This window comes from Pseudooceanicola sp. DL12 (assembly GCF_056270665.1).
Genome location: NZ_CM149884.1, coordinates 2,168,362 through 2,183,408 on the forward strand (window position 1 = coordinate 2,168,362; position 15,047 = coordinate 2,183,408).

Genomic DNA, 15,047 nt, shown 5'->3' on the forward strand with positions numbered 1-15,047 from the left:
CGCCGTTTCACTCGACGAGCGCGATGCGATCCAGCTGCCAGATCGAGTTGGAATAGATCACCTCCGTCTGGAAATCGGGGGAAGCGTCATATGGGTAAACAAGCCAGAGCGGCCCCTTGCTGCGCAGGCTCATGGGCGCACCATTGCGTTTGTATGCAAGCATGGCTCCGTCGGGCCTGAAGTCGGCGACCGGAATGGTGATGGAATAGTCGTTCGCCGCCGTCAGCTGCAGGGTACCCTCGCTGATCCCGAGTTGCGCAAGAAGGTCGACCATGCGCACGCCCTCGAAGTGTTGCGGCCCCTCGGTCCAGATCGTGGAGGTATCAAAGCTCGACTGCGGCAGCGCCTCGAGCGCGGACAGATCCATCTCCGTGACCTTGTCACCGACGGTCACGGTCAGGAGCGGATCACCGCCCGCCCGGGCCGGTCCTGCGCAGAACACGATCGAGATGCCGATGAGGAGAGTGAAGATCTGGAGGAACGTCTTCATGCCAAATTCCTTTCTCTTGGACCCGACTGCGGGGTCGCATGGTGCGAGGAGGGCGGTTCGAAGGCCTGTTCAGACCAGCGAACACGTCCCGTTAAGGGCTTCGCTATAGAAAATCTCTTAATGTTCCCTGTAGCTCCGAGCGGCTCGCACCTTCGAATGGCTAAAATGCATGCCCCATATCCTGATCGCCGATGACCACGAACTGGTTCGGGAAACCCTGGCCGCCTACCTGTCGCAGCACGGCACCGTCGACGTGAGCGGCGTGGGAACGCTTGACGAGGCGCTTGACCAGGTCCTCGACAGTCGGGATTTCGATCTCGTACTGCTCGATCTGCGAATGCCGGGAATGGAGGGACTGAGCGGACTGCGGCGCATGCGAGAACTCGCTCCGGAGGTACCGGTCGCGGTGATCACGGGCAGTCCGGACGACATCAGTGCCGCGGCAGCGAGATCCATCGGTGCCGCGGGATTTCTTTCCAAGTCGCTGTCGCCGGACCAGGTCTTGTCGGCCGTGGCCGAAATGCTTGACGGAGGCACGGCCTTCGACTCCCTGCCTGCCGGCGAGAACGGGCTGACGGCACGAGAAATGCTGGTTTTGCAAGGGCTTGCGCGTGGTGGGTCCAACAAGGAAATTGCCCGGGATCTAGGTGTTCAGGAAGTTACAGTGAAGCTTCATGTTGGATCGCTGGCGCGCAAGCTCGGCGCGCGAAACCGGACCCATGCAGCCATGCTGGGCCGCGATCTAGGCCTGATCTGAGGGCTGCCGCCGGGCAGATCTGAAGCCTTGGTTTACGGGTTCTTCCCAATTCTTCTCAAAAAGCCGTCAGAGGGCGTCGGCACCTCTGCCGCGATTAAAGCTATCTTCACCCATGGAGCGACATACCTGCCGTGAGTATGAGGCGATCCCTTTCGGGCGCCGTAGCTGAATTGCAGGGGATACACATGGGTCTTTCCAGGATTCGCATTGCCGTAAGACTGCCCGCCGCCTTCCTTCTTCTCGTCGCCGTATCACTGGCGGTGCTTGGCGTGTTCTCCTATCGCTCAGCGAAGGATACGCTCATCCTGACCGGGCAGGCTGAATTGTTGGATGTCGCCGAGGCACGCGCCAAGGCACTGGAACATTGGTCGAATTCCGTGGGGACGGATATCGAGATGCAGGCACGAAGCCCATTTCTCGTAAACGTCCTGCGCACCTATGGCGCTGCCTGGAGTGTCCTGGGGCCGGATGCAGGTGAGCAGTTGCGGGAATTGTACATAACGCAGAATACCTATCCCGCCTTCGAACGGTTCGCCTTCACGGATGCCGGTGATGGCTCGGTCTACTCGCGGGCTCACGCGCGGTTTCATGACCATTTCCTGTCCCTCCTGCGTCGCGGTAGCTATCGCGATATCTACCTGATCAACGACAAGGGCGACATCGTCTATTCCGTCGCGAAACAGGACGATTTCGCCAGCAACATTGGAGACGTGCCAGGGGATGCCTTCTATTCGGCAGTCTCGGACATGCTCGCGCAGGAACAGCCCGAGTCTGTGAAGTTCGTCGATTTCTTTGATTATGGCAGTTCCTTTGATCCTTCCGCTTTTGTCATCGCTCCGGTCTATGGAGAGATGGGCGGGCTGATCGGCGCGGTTGCCTACCGCATCAGTGACCTGACCATCGTCGACAATCTCGGCGAGACCGCAGGCCTGGGACAGACCGGTCAAAGCTTTGCCATCGGCTCGGACGGGGTAAATCGGACCGAAGTCAAGGGGTGGAACAACGGGGCCATTTCTGCCGACTCGCCGCTGCAGGCAGCCTTGCGGCAGGAACCTGGCGTGACGTCGGAACAAATCCCGCAAAGCTATCTCCAGAACCAGATGGTGGCCTTTGCGCCCACAACAGTCTTTGGCCAGCCTTGGATTGTTCTGGCCAGCAAGGATATCGACGAGATCCTGGCGCCAGTCAGCAATTTCATGAGCCAGACCCTGATCGTCGGGGGCGTGATCCTCGTGCTCGCGGCGGCGGTCGGCCTCTGGATTGCCATGACCGTAACAGTGCCCCTGCGCGACATTGCCAAATCGATCCAATCCGTCAGCGAAGAGGACTATGACAGCGATGTGCCTCACGTTTCGCGGCGCGACGAAATCGGCAGTATCGCCACCGCCCTGGAGGAACTACGCGTCCGGCTCCTCGGCACGAAGGAAATGACAACTGACATGGCATTCAAGAGCGCCGCGCTCGAGTCCACCTCGGCTGCGCTCATGATGACGGACAACGATTTCACCATCACCTACATGAACGAAGCGGTTAAGGTGATGATGCGTTCCCAAGCAGATGAATTCCGCAAGGTTCTTTCCACCTTCGATCCGGACAACCTGATCGGCACTAACATGGACGTCTTCCATGCCAAACCGGAACAGATCCGACAGCTGATCGACAATCCGGAACATCTTCCGTTCCGTACCGACATTCGTGTGGGCAATGCCCGTGTTCAGATCGAGCTGAACGCGGTGTGGAGCGAAGACAACGTCTTCAGCGGGCTGGTCGTTGAATGGGTTGATGTGACCGAAGAACGTCGCAAGACTTCGGTGCTCGGCGCCATCGAGAGCGGTCAGATCCTTGCCGAATGCGACATGACAGGCCGCTTTGTCCGGATGAACGAGAATTTCCTGAATCTGATCGGCAAGCGATCCGAGGAGATGGTCGGAACGGATTTCGGCCAGCGTGTCGAGCTTGAAGGCGAAACCATGACACAGCGTGGCATTCTTGACGTGCTCTGCAACGGCACCCCCGTCCAGGGTCGCTTTCTGCTCCACCGCGACGGGCAGGAAAATGCCATCGTCGAAGGTGGTTTCTATCCAGTGATCGACCGGAGGAAAGAGACCATCGGGGTCACTTTGATCGGCTCCGATGTGACGGATGCGCAGCTCGAGCTTCGGGATGCGGAGGCCCGCCAGAAAGCCATGCAAGAGGCTCAACGTGCCGTTGTGGAAGCTCTTCGGGTTGGCATGCGCGACATTTCGAATGGCGACCTCAGGACGCGGCTCGATACGCCATTCGCGGCTGAATACGAGCAACTTCGCACGGATTTCAACGATGCCTTGGAAAACCTGACGCGTGCGATGGTCGATATCGCCAGCGAAACCGGGGCGATGCACTCCGAAACTTCGGAAATCGTAAAGGCGGCAGATGAAATGTCTGTCCGGACTGAACGCCAGGCCATGACACTTCAGGAAACTGCATCGAGCCTCGACGAGTTGACCACGAACATCACGCAGACCGCAAATGGCGCGGCCCGCGCGAACGAAGTGGTGATTGAGGCCCGGGCAAGCGCCGAACAAAGCGGAACGGTCGTGGACGAAGCTGAAAATGCCATGGCCGAAATCGCGGCCTCTTCAAAAGAAATCGTCAAGGTTATCAGCGTCATCGACGACATATCCTTCCAGACGAACCTGCTGGCCTTGAACGCAGGTGTCGAAGCTGCGCGGGCAGGCGAAGCGGGCAGGGGCTTTGCGGTCGTGGCGACGGAAGTTCGCGCCCTGGCGCAGCGCTGTGCGAATGCCGCCGCGGAAATCAACCAGTTGATCACGATCTCCGGTCAGCACGTGAACCGAGGTGTCGAACTTGTCGGGGTAACCGGCGAGACGCTCAAGAAGATCGTAAGTTCCATTTCCGATATTTCCGACTACATCGCGGAGATTGCACAGGCCGGAAAAGAACAATCCATCGGTCTGGCGCAGGTCAACTCCGCTGTAAATCAGATTGACCACGTGACCCAACAGAACGCAGCCATGTTTGAGGAAACTACATCGGCAAGCCATGCCTTGGCACAGCGGGCGAATAGCCTTGCGGACACCATCGGGCATTTCCAGATCGGTGGGCGTGATGAACGCAGAGAGCCGCGCAGACCTGTTCCTGCATCGGTCAAGGAAAAAAGAGCAGCCAAATCAACGGTAGCAACAAAAGGTAATCTGGCTCTGGCGCCGAAAAGTAATCCTGAAGCACATGATTGGGAAGATTTCTGATGAGCTTCTCCATGGAGACACATACGGAGTTCCATGATCCCAACCGAAAGACCCGCGTGTTGATCGTGGATGATCAGCCCACGGTCCAGAACTTGATCCGACTAGGCTTGAGCAAGGACAGCCGTATTGAAGTCGTAGGCGTAGCAAACGACGCCTATATGGCCCGGGAGATGATAAAGAAACTTGATCCGGATGTCCTGACACTGGATATCGAGATGCCTCGGATGAGCGGCCTGGATTTTCTGGAGAGGATCATGCGCTTGCGCCCCATGCCGGTGATCATGTTTTCATCCTTGACGCAACAGGGCAGCGAACACGCTGTGAGGGCGCTTTCACTCGGAGCAGTCGATGTGCTTCCCAAGCCGACTACGGGACTTACGCCGGACATCCTTGATAAGCTCTGCACAAGAGTGAAATCAGCAGCGCGACAAAGGCGGAGTGAACCAATTGAGGAGCGTGAAGGAGTACTTACCACCACATCGCTCGCCAAGATGGCGAGATGGAATGGAAAAGTCGTTCTTATCGGCGCATCCACAGGGGGGGTGGCTGCCGTTGAGGCCGTTCTTCGCCGAATGCCCGTAGATTGCCCTCCGATCGTCATAAGCCAGCACATGCCCGAAAGCTTCCTGAAGAGTTTCGCGGCTCGGCTAAATGACATCCTGCCCCAGAATGTGTCGCTTGCGCTTGATGGTATGCAATTATCTCAAGGACATATTTACCTCTCACCAGGTGGAGAAGCCCATACGGGCGTTCGCAGACGTGGGCGTCAAGGGGAAACTGCCGCAATTCCGAAGCCGAAACGAAATGGCCATATCCCTTCGGTGGACGAATTGTTCATGTCTGCCTTGGATATGGCAGAGAACGTGACGGCGGTTATTCTGACGGGCATCGGAAAGGACGGCGCAGAAGGCATGCAAATGCTCAGGCAAGCCGGCGCCTATTGCATCGGCCAGAATGAGGCGACCTGCGTCGTCTACGGAATGCCGCGAGCGGCCGCAGAGATGGGCGCGCTCGACGAACAGCTGCCGCTCAACGAAATTGCGCAGGCCATTTGCCGATCCTGCGAAGCGCGCAAGAACTGACGGAGTTCAAAGTGAAAAAAGCTGCGGGCAGGGGCCCAAACATCAACATTACCCAGGGCGAATATGCTGTTTCGGACTATCCGGAAGGTATCATCACGACCATTCTCGGGTCGTGCGTTGCCTGCTGCATCTGGGATGCCTCGTCAAAGATCGGCGGCATGAACCATATTCTCGTCGCGCGCTCGCAGACTTCTCTGGGCATCAATGACTACGCCGGCGTCAATGCGATGGAACTTCTGATCAATGGCCTGGTGCGCTTGGGAGCGGATCGCACGAGGTTGCAAGCCAAGGTTTTCGGCGGCGCGAGCATGATCAACGGCCTGTCGGATATCGGCAGTGCCAACACGAGTTTCGTCCTAGAGTACCTTGAGCGCGAAGGCATTCCTTGTATCGGTAAGAGCCTTGGGGGCAATTCTGCGCGTCAGATCCGCTTCTTCACTGCCGACGGCCGAGCGATGCAGCGCACTGTCGCGGCCGCACCAGAGGTAGTCGCGCCGGTCCGAGCACCCGAACCGGATACGCGAAACGGTGTCGAGCTCTTTTGAGGGAATATTTCTCGTTTGGATCCAGAGCGCTCTGGGCCCAAACGTAGGTTTTACAACAGGAATACATCGCAATTTGGACTGCAGGGCGGTTAGGGCATGTAAAAAGCGGTTTGCCTGCATGTGATATAATCAGTATTATGTAATAATTCCACCTTTCCCGGTGGCCGAGCTGAAAATCTCAACCTAAGGCGTATCCAGCTCCGCGCACCGTTCGCAGCGGGTCGAGCCCCCCATGCGTGCACAATGCCTTTCGCAGCCGTCCAATGTGAACGTCCACGGTTCGCGTATCCACATAGATGTCGCGCCCCCAAACCCGATCAAGGAGCTGCTCGCGCGACCAGACACGCCCCGGCTTCTCCATGAACGTGGACAAGAGCCTGAACTCCGTCGGGCCCAGTTTCAACTCCTGTCCGTCCCGCATGACGCGGTGGGTTTCGGCGTCCAGAACTATGTCCTGGTACTCAAGCCTCTCTCCCATGGAGGCCGGACGCGTTCGGCGAAGCTGCGCACGGACGCGCGCCATGAGTTCAATCACCGAGTATGGCTTTACGACATAATCGTCGGCGCCGGTTTCCAGCCCCCTGACGCGATCGACTTCCTCGGAACGCGCAGAAAGCATGATGATCGGTACGCCACGGGTTTCAGTCCGCATCTTGAGCTGACGGCACACCTCGATGCCCGACAGGTTTGGCAGCATCCAGTCGAGAACGATGATATCCGGCGCGACCTCATCCACCAGCAACATGGCCTCTTCGCCATTTTCCGCGCGCGAAACCCGAAAGCCCTCCGCTTCGAGATTATAGGCCAGAACTTCACGCTGGGCCGGTTCATCTTCAACAACCAGCACCGTGGGCTGTTGGTCTGCCATCTTACAGGTCTCCGTTCATCGGCGCGGGCGGTGCCACGCTGGGATCAGTCGATGTCTTGTCATGCTTGGGGCGCGCCTCTTCGGGCGTGTCACCAGTCACGAGATAGACCACCTGTTCCGCGATCGAGGTCACGTGATCCCCCATACGTTCGGTATTTTTCGCCATGAAATGAAGGTGCATGCAGGCGGTGATGTTACGCGGATCTTCCATCATGAAAGTCAGGAATTCACGGAACAGGGCATTGTACATCTGATCGACGTCGCGGTCGCGATTGATGACATCCTCGGCCAAGGCAAGGTCACGCTGGATGTAGGCATCAAGGGCGTCCCTCAACATGGCCTCGACCTCGCGAGCCATGCGGCGAAGAGCCGAATGAGCGCCCTGGATTGGCGACATCTGCATCAAAACCGAGGTCCGCTTGGAAATGTTTTTTGCATAATCCCCAATACGTTCCAGGTTCCCTGCGATTTTCATGATCGACAGGACAATGCGCAGATCCCCGGCGGTAGGCGCACGCAACGCGATGATCCGAGCCGCTTCTTCCTGGATCAGCTCTTCCAGCTCGTCGATGGCGATATCACCTTGCCGGACCTTCTCGGCCAGTTCCTCGTCGCGGTTTTCCAGCGCCTGGCTGGCATCGAAGATCGCCTGTTCGACCAACCCTCCCATCTTCATGATCTGGGCTTGCACGGCTTCGAGGTCGCGGTCGTAGGCACTCGCGATATGTTGTGACATGGTTCTCGGGCTCCTCACCCCAGCGATATGGATCAGCCGATGCGGCCGGTAATGTAGCTCTCGGTCCGCGGATCCTGCGGATTGGTGAAGATCTGGCCTGTCTCGCCGAACTCCACGAGGTTGCCCAGGTGGAAAAAGGCGGTCTTTTGGCTGACGCGCGCGGCTTGCTGCATGGAGTGCGTCACGATGACCACCGAATAGCTTTCGCGCAGCTCATCGATCAGTTCCTCGACCTGGCCGGTTGCGATCGGGTCGAGCGCCGAACAGGGTTCGTCCATCAGCAGGACCTCGGGTTCAGTTGCCACGGCGCGCGCGATGCAAAGACGCTGTTGTTGGCCGCCCGACAGGCCCGTGCCCGGTGCGTTCAGGCGATCCTTGACCTCGTTCCAGATGGCGCCGCGCCGCAGTGCCCGTTCGACGATATCGTCGAGATCGGCCTTGTTCTTGGCCAGCCCGTGAATGCGCGGGCCATAGGCGATGTTGTCGTAGATCGACTTTGGAAATGGGTTCGGCTTCTGGAACACCATGCCCACCTTGGCGCGCAGTTGCACCGGGTCGACGCGCGGATCATAGATATCTTCGCCATCGAGAAGGATATCCCCTTCCACCCGGCAGATGTCGATCGTGTCGTTCATCCGGTTCAGGCAACGCAGGAATGTCGATTTGCCACAGCCCGACGGGCCGATGAAGGCGGTAACGGTCTTGTCCTGGATCTGGACATTGACGTCCTTGATCGCGTGGGTGTCGCCGTAATAAACCTGCACGTTCTGCGCGGCGATCTTGATGCTCTTGCTGTCCAATTTAGTCTCCAGGGCGGGCGAGTCGTACATTTTCTTCCCCCTTGCTTACCAGCGGCGCTCGAAGCGACGGCGCAGGATGATCGCAATGATGTTCATGGTCAGGAGGAAGACCAGCAGGATGATGATACCCCCCCAGGCGCGTTCATAATAGGCCGGATCAGCCCGCTTGGCCCATTCGTAGATCTGCGCCGGCATGGCCGAATTGGGATCCATGAAGCCTTCGGCGATGCTGTGCGGATAGTTCGTCGCGATATAGCCCACCATACCGATCAGCAGCAGCGGCGCGGTCTCGCCAAGCGCCTGTGCCAGGCCGATGATGGTGCCGGTCAGGATGCCGGGCATGGCGAGCGGCAGGACGTGGTGAAAGACCGACTGCATCTTGGAAGCCCCTACCCCGAGCGCCGCATCGCGGATCGACGGCGGAACGGCCTTCAGTGCAGCACGGGTCGAAATGATGATCGTCGGCAGTGTCATCAGTGTTAGGACCAGGCCGCCAACGAGCGGCGCGGATTGCGGCAGTTCCATGAACTGGATGAAGACGGCCAGGCCCAGAATGCCGAAGACGATCGAGGGCACGGCGGCGAGATTGGAGATATTCACCTCGATCAGGTCAGTCCATCGGTTCTGCGGTGCGAATTCCTCGAGGTAGATCGATGCAGCGACGCCGATGGGCAACGAAAGGAAGAGCACGACAAGCATCATGAAGAACGAGCCCACCATGGCCACCCCCATGCCGGCCTGTTCAGGGCGGCTGTCCGAGGCATCGGCCCCAAAGATGAACTGCCAGTTGAACTCGGTCCGGATGACACCTGCATCGCGCAGTGCGTCGGTGATATCCAGATGCTCGGCATCAAGGTTCTTGTCCCGTGCCAAGGCGTCCCGGGTAACCCGGCCCTTCTCATAGCCGTCGACGCGGGATGACGCGAGGACGCGAAAATCGACCGTAGTTCCAATAACTTGCGGATTGGCAAGGACATAGTCACGGATTTGGGCCGGTGCAGAGGCAGAGACCATCTTTCGCAGCTCGCTGTCCTTGTCGAAGGGAGAGTCGACGCCATTTTCCGCGAGCAGCTGGGCCATCGCCGCGTCGATGATGCCGTTGTAGCCAAACGTCGAAACCTTGGCGATTTCTTCGGGATTACGATTGCCGTTCTTGTCCAGCTTTTCGGCCGGCAGCATCACAGGCAGTTCGATCACGGTCTGGGTAAAGGCGGGGAGGCCGTTGCGCACGATTGTGAAAAGCAGCACCATCAGGAAGATCACGCCGATTCCGACCGCAGCCATGCCATAGGCGCGAAAGCGCTTCTCTGCAGCGTTGCGGCGACGGGTGCGCGCGTCATGGGCCAGCAGCGAGCCCTTCTTCGATTGCGCGGGACCGGAGGCGGTTGCGTCGGTCATTCGTATTGCTCCCGGTATTTGCGCACGATCCAGAGCGCGAAGATGTTCAGGCACAGGGTGATGACAAAGAGCGTCATGCCCAGGGCAAAGGCGACGAGTGCTTCGGGCGAGGCAAAGTCCGCGTCGCCGGTCAGCTGGCTGACGATCTTGGCCGTCACGGTCGTCATCGCCTCGAAGGGGTTTAGCGAGAGCCGGGCCGCGGCCCCTGCCCCCATGACCACGATCATGGTCTCGCCGATGGCGCGACTGGCGGCCAGAAGGATCGCGCCGACTATTCCCGGCAATGCCGCCGGCATGACCACCTGGCGAATGGTTTCCGAATGAGTGGCGCCCAAGCCAAGCGAGCCATCGCGCATCGCCTGTGGCACGGCATTGATGATGTCATCGGACAGGGAACTGACGAAGGGGATCAGCATGATACCCATCACCAGGCCGGCGGTCATCACCGAGGTACCGCCTTTCATCCAGCCAAGGCTGTCCGGGCCGAAAACGCTCATCAGCATCGGCCCGACGGTCATCAGGGCGAAGAGGCCATAGACGATGGTCGGTATGCCGGCCAGAACCTCGATCATCGGCTTGGCAAAGGCGCGCATGCGCGGCGAGGCATATTCCGACAGGTAGATCGCCGCGAAGAGCCCGATCGGCACGGCCACGATCAACGCGATCACCGAGATGTAGAGCGTGCCCCAGAGCAGCGGCAGGATGCCCAACTCGGATCCGCCACCAAAGGACGGGCTCCAGGTGGTGCCGAAGAAGAAGTCTCGCGCCGGGTACAGCTTGAAGAATTCGACGGTATTGAAGACCAGCGAGAGGACGATGCCGATAGTGGTCAGAATGGCGATCGAGGCCGCGGCGATCAGCATGATCAGGATCACGCGTTCTACCGCATTCCGCGCACGATAGGCGCCGTTGCTGCGCATCACGGCCAGCACGAAGCCCCCGACGGCCAGCAACAGAACGAGGGTATTGCGGATCAGGTCCCCGGTCTCGCTCATCTGCATGTAGGTCAGCGAGGCCTTCAGCGTGGCGGCATCGACATCGCTGCCCAGCGGCACACCAATCTGGGCCAGAACTCCGCGCACATCGGTCAGCTCGGTATCCAGCGTCAGAACTTCCTGATGGGTCAAACTGCCCTGGCGAACAGCGTCCTCGAGACCATGCGCGACGTCGCGGACTTGCGACATCAGCAGGCTCAGCTGGCCGGGGTTCTGGTAACTGTCGGCGGGGATCAGCCCCTTGACCTGATGTTCGATGATCATCGGCTGCACCAGCAGCCAGACGGCAAGCACCAGCAACGAAGGTACAAGCACGAAAAGCGCGGCGTTCATCCCGTAGTAGGACGGCAGCGAGTGGAGCTTGCGTCCATCTCCGCCCACGGAAGCCAGGGCGCGACCACGTCCCAACACGTAGCCAATGGCGGCCAGTGCCAGAACGATCAGAAATATCCAGGATGCCTGCATCGAATACTCGCTGGAGAAAGGCGTCAGGTCCGGTCCTGTCCGCGATAGGTGCGGACCTGCATCGGTGCATTTCGGAGACCGGAAGGAGGTCTGGCGGCAGGCCCAGGGGCACTGCCGCCAGAGACGGGAAAGTCAGCCTGTCAGCTGGCCGAACCCATGGTTTGTTCGTCGGCGACGGCGCTCTGGGTGTCGGCCAGCTCGGGGTCGGACACCAGGCCATAGGCGGCCAGAGGGCCATCGGGGCCCGCGATGTCATCAGAGACGAAGAACTCCGCATAGTCCTTCAGGCCCGGAATGACGTTCAGATGCGCCTTCTTGACGTAGAAGAACAGCGGACGCGACACGGGGTATTCGCCGGTTGCGATGGTTTCGGTCGAAGGTTCGATGCCGGACATGGTCGCGACCTTCAGCTTGTCGGTATTGTTTTCGTAGAACGACAGGCCGAAGACGCCGATGCCGTTCGGGTTGGATTCGATCCGGGCCAGGGTCTCGGTGTAGTCACCGTCGATATCGACCGACTTGCCATCGGTGCGCAGCTCCATGCAGGACTTCGCCGCCGCCTTCTCGTCGCCGCCGTTGGCTTCGACATAGGCGTCATAGGCGCCGGTGGCTTCACAGCCCGCCACGATCACCTTCTCCTCGAAAACTTCGCGGGTGCCGTGCTTGGTGCCCGGGATGAAGGCAAGGATATCGGTGGCCGGCAGATCGCCGTTGAACTCGGACCACTGGGTATAGCTGTTGTCGACGAGCTTGCCGTCGACCAGAACCTTGGCGGCCAGGGCATTGTAGAGATCGGCGGGCTCGAAGGCGTCATAGGCCGGGCCGTTCAGCTGGCTGGCAAAGACGATGCCATCATAGCCGATGCGGACTTCCATGATGTCGGTCACGCCGTTTTCGGCGCAGGTCTGGATTTCGGAGTCCTTGATCGAACGCGACGCGTTTGCGATGTCGATGGTGTTTTCACCCACACCTTCGCAGAAGCGCTTCAGTCCCGACGACGAACCGCCGGACTCGACGACCGGTGTCGGGAAATCGAAGTTTTCGCCGAAGGCCTCTGCCACGATCGAAGCGTAGGGCAGAACGGTCGAAGAGCCGGCAATCTGGATCTGATCGCGAGCCGCGGCGGCAGTGGCGGAAACGGCAGCAACCGCGATGGCAGATGCGGTCAGTTTCATGAAGGACATGGAATGCTCCTGTTGTCATGGTCTGGCCACCATCCCCGGCAGCCTCACCGCCCCTGCTAGGGGGTTGGCGCAATGCTTTTGTGACATTGACGTAACAGTTTCATGACACAGCCCGATTTTCCTGCGTCTCGTGCCGATAAGTTCCGGGAGCACGACCGGCACGAAGCCCCTTAAAAATATGGGGAATGATCATAATACTGATTAAAAACAATGACTTAGAACGTCAGTCCGCAGGCAGGACGATACGGATCGTGGTGCCTTCACCCAGTTTCGATTCCACCCGCATTCGGCCGCGATGGCGATTCACGATATGCTTCACGATCGCCAGTCCCAGGCCCGTTCCGCCCATTTCCCTGCTTCTGTGACTGTCCACACGATAAAAGCGCTCGGTCAGCCGGGGCAGATGGACCTCGTCGATTCCCTGCCCCTTGTCACTGACCGTCAGCGCCACTCCCGGGCCGCGCAATTCCGGCATCTCGCGGCAGGCCGAGAGCGCCATCGTCACCTCGCCGCCCGATCCGCCGTACTTGATGGCGTTTTCCACCAGGTTTGTCAGAACTTGCCGCAGCTGATCCGGATCACCGTGAATGAAGACTTCGTCGCGCTCGGATTTCACCTGCAGATCCACCTTCGCACTCGTCGCCAGGGGCTGCAGGGCATTGCGCACCGAATCCATCAATCCATGCAGCTCGACCCGCTCCGTCGGGCGGATCCTCGCCTCGCCTTCCACCTGACTCAGTGACAGCAGGTCCTTGACCAGCCGCTCCATGCGTCCGGCTTCGTTCGCCATGATCCCCAGAAAGCGCTCCCGCGCGACCATATCATCCTTGGCGGGCCCGCGCAGGGTCTCGATGAACCCGATCAATGCGGTCAGCGGCGTGCGCAGTTCGTGGCTGACGTTCGCGACGAAATCGCGGCGCATCAGTTCGGCCTTCTCCAGCTGGGTGATATCCTGGAAGCAGACGACGGCACCCTGCCCCAGCGGACTGTCGACATAGGAGCAGGTGACCTCGAAATTCGTCTCCGTACCGCCGCGAGACGCAAGGTAGCGGGTGCGATGAACCTGCCGGTCTCGCAGGCAGGCCTCGACGGCATCGAGAACCGCCGGCTGCCTGATCACGGTGATGAAATGTCGCCCGTTGATCGAGCCCCCGAACAGAGACGCTGTCAGCGTGTTCGAGGCGATGATCCGCTCCCCGCGCCCCACCAGCAGCGCAGGTAGTGGGATGGCGCTCAGCAGCGCAGTGATGGAACTGTCAGTCATCGCTGTGCCTCGTTCAGACCGGCCTCAGCCCGTCGCGGAACCGCCGCATGTTCTGCTGATAGTGACGCGCAGAAGCCGCAAGCCTCTGTTCCCAGTCCGCTCCCAGCTCCTTGACCACGCGTCCCGGGGCGCCCAACACCATGGAATTGTCGGGGATCTGCTTGCCTTCGGTCACGATGGCCCCGGCGCCAATCAGGCAATTCCGACCGATGACCGCGCCATTCAGAACTGTTGCCCCCATGCCGATCAGGGAATTGTCGCCCACTGTGCAGCCATGCAGCATCGCCTTGTGTCCGATGGTGCAATTGCGCCCCAGAGTCAGTGGAAAGCCCATGTCGGTATGCATCACGGTGTTTTCCTGCACGTTGCTGCCGGCGCCAATCCGGATCACCTCGTTGTCGCCGCGCAGCGTGCAGCCGAACCACACCGAGGTGCCGGTCTCCAGCACCACCTTGCCGATCAGATTGGCATCGGGGGCCACCCAGAAATCACCGTCGTCGGGCAGTTGCGGTTCAACTCCACCAAGGCTGTATAGCGTCATCGGTCCTCCTCGTATTCCGTGCTCAGGGCGCGCACGAAATCCACCATACCCGGCTGTTGTGACAATCTCATGCGCTCGGCGCTGATGATCGTGCGCAGCCGCTCCTCCGTTTCATCCAGGTCGTCGTTGACCAGGACGTAGTGATATTCGGCCCAATGGCTGATCTCGTCCATGCTCTTGGCCATGCGCCCTGCGATCACCTCCTCGCTGTCCTGCGCCCGGCTGACCAGCCGCCGTTCGAGCTCGCGGATCGAGGGCGGCAGGATGAAGATCGACAGCACGTGGTCCTTCAGCGCCGAATTGCGGATCTGCTGGCCGCCCTGCCAGTCGATGTCGAAGAGCAGGTCATGACCGGCATTGATTGCCTCTTCCACCGGCTTGCGGGGGCTGCCGTAGGAATTGCCGAAGACGGTCGCATGCTCCAGCATGTCACCTTCTGCCACCATCCGGTCGAAATCCTCGCGATGGTGGAAATAGTAGTGCACACCGTGATCTTCGCCCGGACGCGGGGCCCGCGTGGTGGCCGAGACCGAGAACCGGATATCCGGGTCCCAGGCCAGAAGGCGTTTCGAAAGGGTCGATTTCCCCGCGCCGGACGGAGAGGAAAGGATAATCAGAAGGCCACGGCGTTTCGTCATCAGTCAGGAATCCGGATGTATTTGCGTTGCGCCGGG

General features: G+C 59.7%; 14 protein-coding genes. 4 read left to right on the plus strand and 10 right to left on the minus strand.

The genetic code is table 11. The annotated features are described in order from the left end of the window. Window positions 1-7: 7 nt before the first annotated feature. On the minus strand, window positions 8-490 hold the full coding sequence (locus AC0WR5_RS10150; RefSeq protein ID WP_475868782.1) for a putative pterin-binding protein: 483 nt from the start codon (window positions 488-490) through the stop codon (window positions 8-10). Window positions 491-659: 169 nt separating this feature from the next. Here AC0WR5_RS10150 and AC0WR5_RS10155 point away from each other — a divergent pair, with 169 nt between their 5' ends. The 4 genes from AC0WR5_RS10155 to AC0WR5_RS10170 all read left to right on the plus strand — a co-directional run bounded on the left by AC0WR5_RS10155 (window position 660) and on the right by AC0WR5_RS10170 (window position 6,122). Continuing rightward, window positions 660-1,247 (plus strand): response regulator transcription factor, encoded by a 588-nt coding sequence (locus tag AC0WR5_RS10155; protein ID WP_475868784.1) that lies wholly within the window; start codon window positions 660-662, stop codon window positions 1,245-1,247. Window positions 1,248-1,432: 185 nt separating this feature from the next. Next, window positions 1,433-4,495 (plus strand): methyl-accepting chemotaxis protein, encoded by a 3,063-nt coding sequence (locus AC0WR5_RS10160; RefSeq protein WP_475868786.1) that lies wholly within the window; start codon window positions 1,433-1,435, stop codon window positions 4,493-4,495. Next, on the plus strand, window positions 4,495-5,577 hold the full coding sequence (locus tag AC0WR5_RS10165; RefSeq protein ID WP_475868788.1) for a protein-glutamate methylesterase/protein-glutamine glutaminase: 1,083 nt from the start codon (window positions 4,495-4,497) through the stop codon (window positions 5,575-5,577). The genes AC0WR5_RS10160 and AC0WR5_RS10165 overlap by 1 nt, the downstream gene beginning before the upstream one ends. A gap of 11 nt (window positions 5,578-5,588) precedes the next feature. Beyond that, window positions 5,589-6,122: a chemotaxis protein CheD gene (locus tag AC0WR5_RS10170; RefSeq protein WP_475868790.1), complete on the plus strand. Its 534-nt coding sequence runs from the start codon at window positions 5,589-5,591 to the stop codon at window positions 6,120-6,122. A 178-nt stretch (window positions 6,123-6,300) separates the two neighbouring features. Here the strand turns inward: AC0WR5_RS10170 and phoB are convergent, their stop codons facing one another. The 9 genes from phoB to gmk all read right to left on the minus strand — a co-directional run bounded on the left by phoB (window position 6,301) and on the right by gmk (window position 15,011). Continuing rightward, on the minus strand, window positions 6,301-6,990 hold the full coding sequence (gene phoB / locus AC0WR5_RS10175) for a phosphate regulon transcriptional regulator PhoB (RefSeq protein ID WP_475868792.1): 690 nt from the start codon (window positions 6,988-6,990) through the stop codon (window positions 6,301-6,303). A gap of 1 nt (window position 6,991) precedes the next feature. Beyond that, window positions 6,992-7,726 carry a phosphate signaling complex protein PhoU gene (gene phoU, locus AC0WR5_RS10180; protein ID WP_475868793.1) on the minus strand — a complete coding sequence of 245 codons (735 nt, stop codon included), beginning with the start codon at window positions 7,724-7,726 and terminating at the stop codon, window positions 6,992-6,994. 32 nt (window positions 7,727-7,758) lie between these two features. After that, the gene (gene pstB / locus AC0WR5_RS10185) at window positions 7,759-8,556 is read right to left on the minus strand and encodes a phosphate ABC transporter ATP-binding protein PstB (RefSeq protein ID WP_475868795.1); all 798 of its coding nucleotides are present in this window, start codon (window positions 8,554-8,556) and stop codon (window positions 7,759-7,761) included. 15 nt (window positions 8,557-8,571) lie between these two features. Then, a complete protein-coding gene (gene pstA / locus AC0WR5_RS10190; RefSeq protein WP_475868797.1) occupies window positions 8,572-9,924 on the minus strand; it encodes a phosphate ABC transporter permease PstA in 1,353 nt (450 codons plus the stop codon). Beyond that, window positions 9,921-11,384 (minus strand): phosphate ABC transporter permease subunit PstC, encoded by a 1,464-nt coding sequence (pstC, locus tag AC0WR5_RS10195; RefSeq protein WP_475868799.1) that lies wholly within the window; start codon window positions 11,382-11,384, stop codon window positions 9,921-9,923. The genes pstA and pstC overlap by 4 nt, the downstream gene beginning before the upstream one ends. A 140-nt stretch (window positions 11,385-11,524) precedes the next feature. Beyond that, window positions 11,525-12,568: a substrate-binding domain-containing protein gene (locus AC0WR5_RS10200; RefSeq protein WP_475868801.1), complete on the minus strand. Its 1,044-nt coding sequence runs from the start codon at window positions 12,566-12,568 to the stop codon at window positions 11,525-11,527. Between the two features lie 223 nt (window positions 12,569-12,791). Beyond that, entirely contained in the window at window positions 12,792-13,832 is a 1,041-nt protein-coding gene (locus tag AC0WR5_RS10205; protein WP_475868803.1) for an ATP-binding protein, read from the minus strand. Between the two features lie 13 nt (window positions 13,833-13,845). Then, window positions 13,846-14,373, minus strand: coding sequence for a gamma carbonic anhydrase family protein (locus tag AC0WR5_RS10210; RefSeq protein WP_475868805.1), 528 nt, complete (start codon window positions 14,371-14,373; stop codon window positions 13,846-13,848). Then, entirely contained in the window at window positions 14,370-15,011 is a 642-nt protein-coding gene (gene gmk / locus AC0WR5_RS10215) for a guanylate kinase (RefSeq protein ID WP_475868807.1), read from the minus strand. The genes AC0WR5_RS10210 and gmk overlap by 4 nt, the downstream gene beginning before the upstream one ends. Between the last annotated feature and the right edge of the window lie 36 nt (window positions 15,012-15,047).

What these genes read in the sequence shown, in the direction of transcription:
- AC0WR5_RS10150 (WP_475868782.1), bottom strand. Translation starts at nt 490, where the DNA reads ATGAAGACGTTCCTCCAGATCTTCACTCTCCTCATCGGCATCTCGATC.
- AC0WR5_RS10155 (WP_475868784.1), top strand. Translation starts at nt 660, where the DNA reads ATGCCCCATATCCTGATCGCCGATGACCACGAACTGGTTCGGGAAACC.
- AC0WR5_RS10160 (WP_475868786.1), top strand. Translation starts at nt 1,433, where the DNA reads ATGGGTCTTTCCAGGATTCGCATTGCCGTAAGACTGCCCGCCGCCTTC.
- AC0WR5_RS10165 (WP_475868788.1), top strand. Translation starts at nt 4,495, where the DNA reads ATGAGCTTCTCCATGGAGACACATACGGAGTTCCATGATCCCAACCGA.
- phoB (WP_475868792.1), bottom strand. Translation starts at nt 6,990, where the DNA reads ATGGCAGACCAACAGCCCACGGTGCTGGTTGTTGAAGATGAACCGGCC.
- phoU (WP_475868793.1), bottom strand. Translation starts at nt 7,726, where the DNA reads ATGTCACAACATATCGCGAGTGCCTACGACCGCGACCTCGAAGCCGTG.
- pstB (WP_475868795.1), bottom strand. Translation starts at nt 8,556, where the DNA reads ATGTACGACTCGCCCGCCCTGGAGACTAAATTGGACAGCAAGAGCATC.
- pstA (WP_475868797.1), bottom strand. Translation starts at nt 9,924, where the DNA reads ATGACCGACGCAACCGCCTCCGGTCCCGCGCAATCGAAGAAGGGCTCG.
- pstC (WP_475868799.1), bottom strand. Translation starts at nt 11,384, where the DNA reads ATGCAGGCATCCTGGATATTTCTGATCGTTCTGGCACTGGCCGCCATT.
- AC0WR5_RS10200 (WP_475868801.1), bottom strand. Translation starts at nt 12,568, where the DNA reads ATGTCCTTCATGAAACTGACCGCATCTGCCATCGCGGTTGCTGCCGTT.
- AC0WR5_RS10205 (WP_475868803.1), bottom strand. Translation starts at nt 13,832, where the DNA reads ATGACTGACAGTTCCATCACTGCGCTGCTGAGCGCCATCCCACTACCT.
- AC0WR5_RS10210 (WP_475868805.1), bottom strand. Translation starts at nt 14,373, where the DNA reads ATGACGCTATACAGCCTTGGTGGAGTTGAACCGCAACTGCCCGACGAC.
- gmk (WP_475868807.1), bottom strand. Translation starts at nt 15,011, where the DNA reads ATGACGAAACGCCGTGGCCTTCTGATTATCCTTTCCTCTCCGTCCGGC.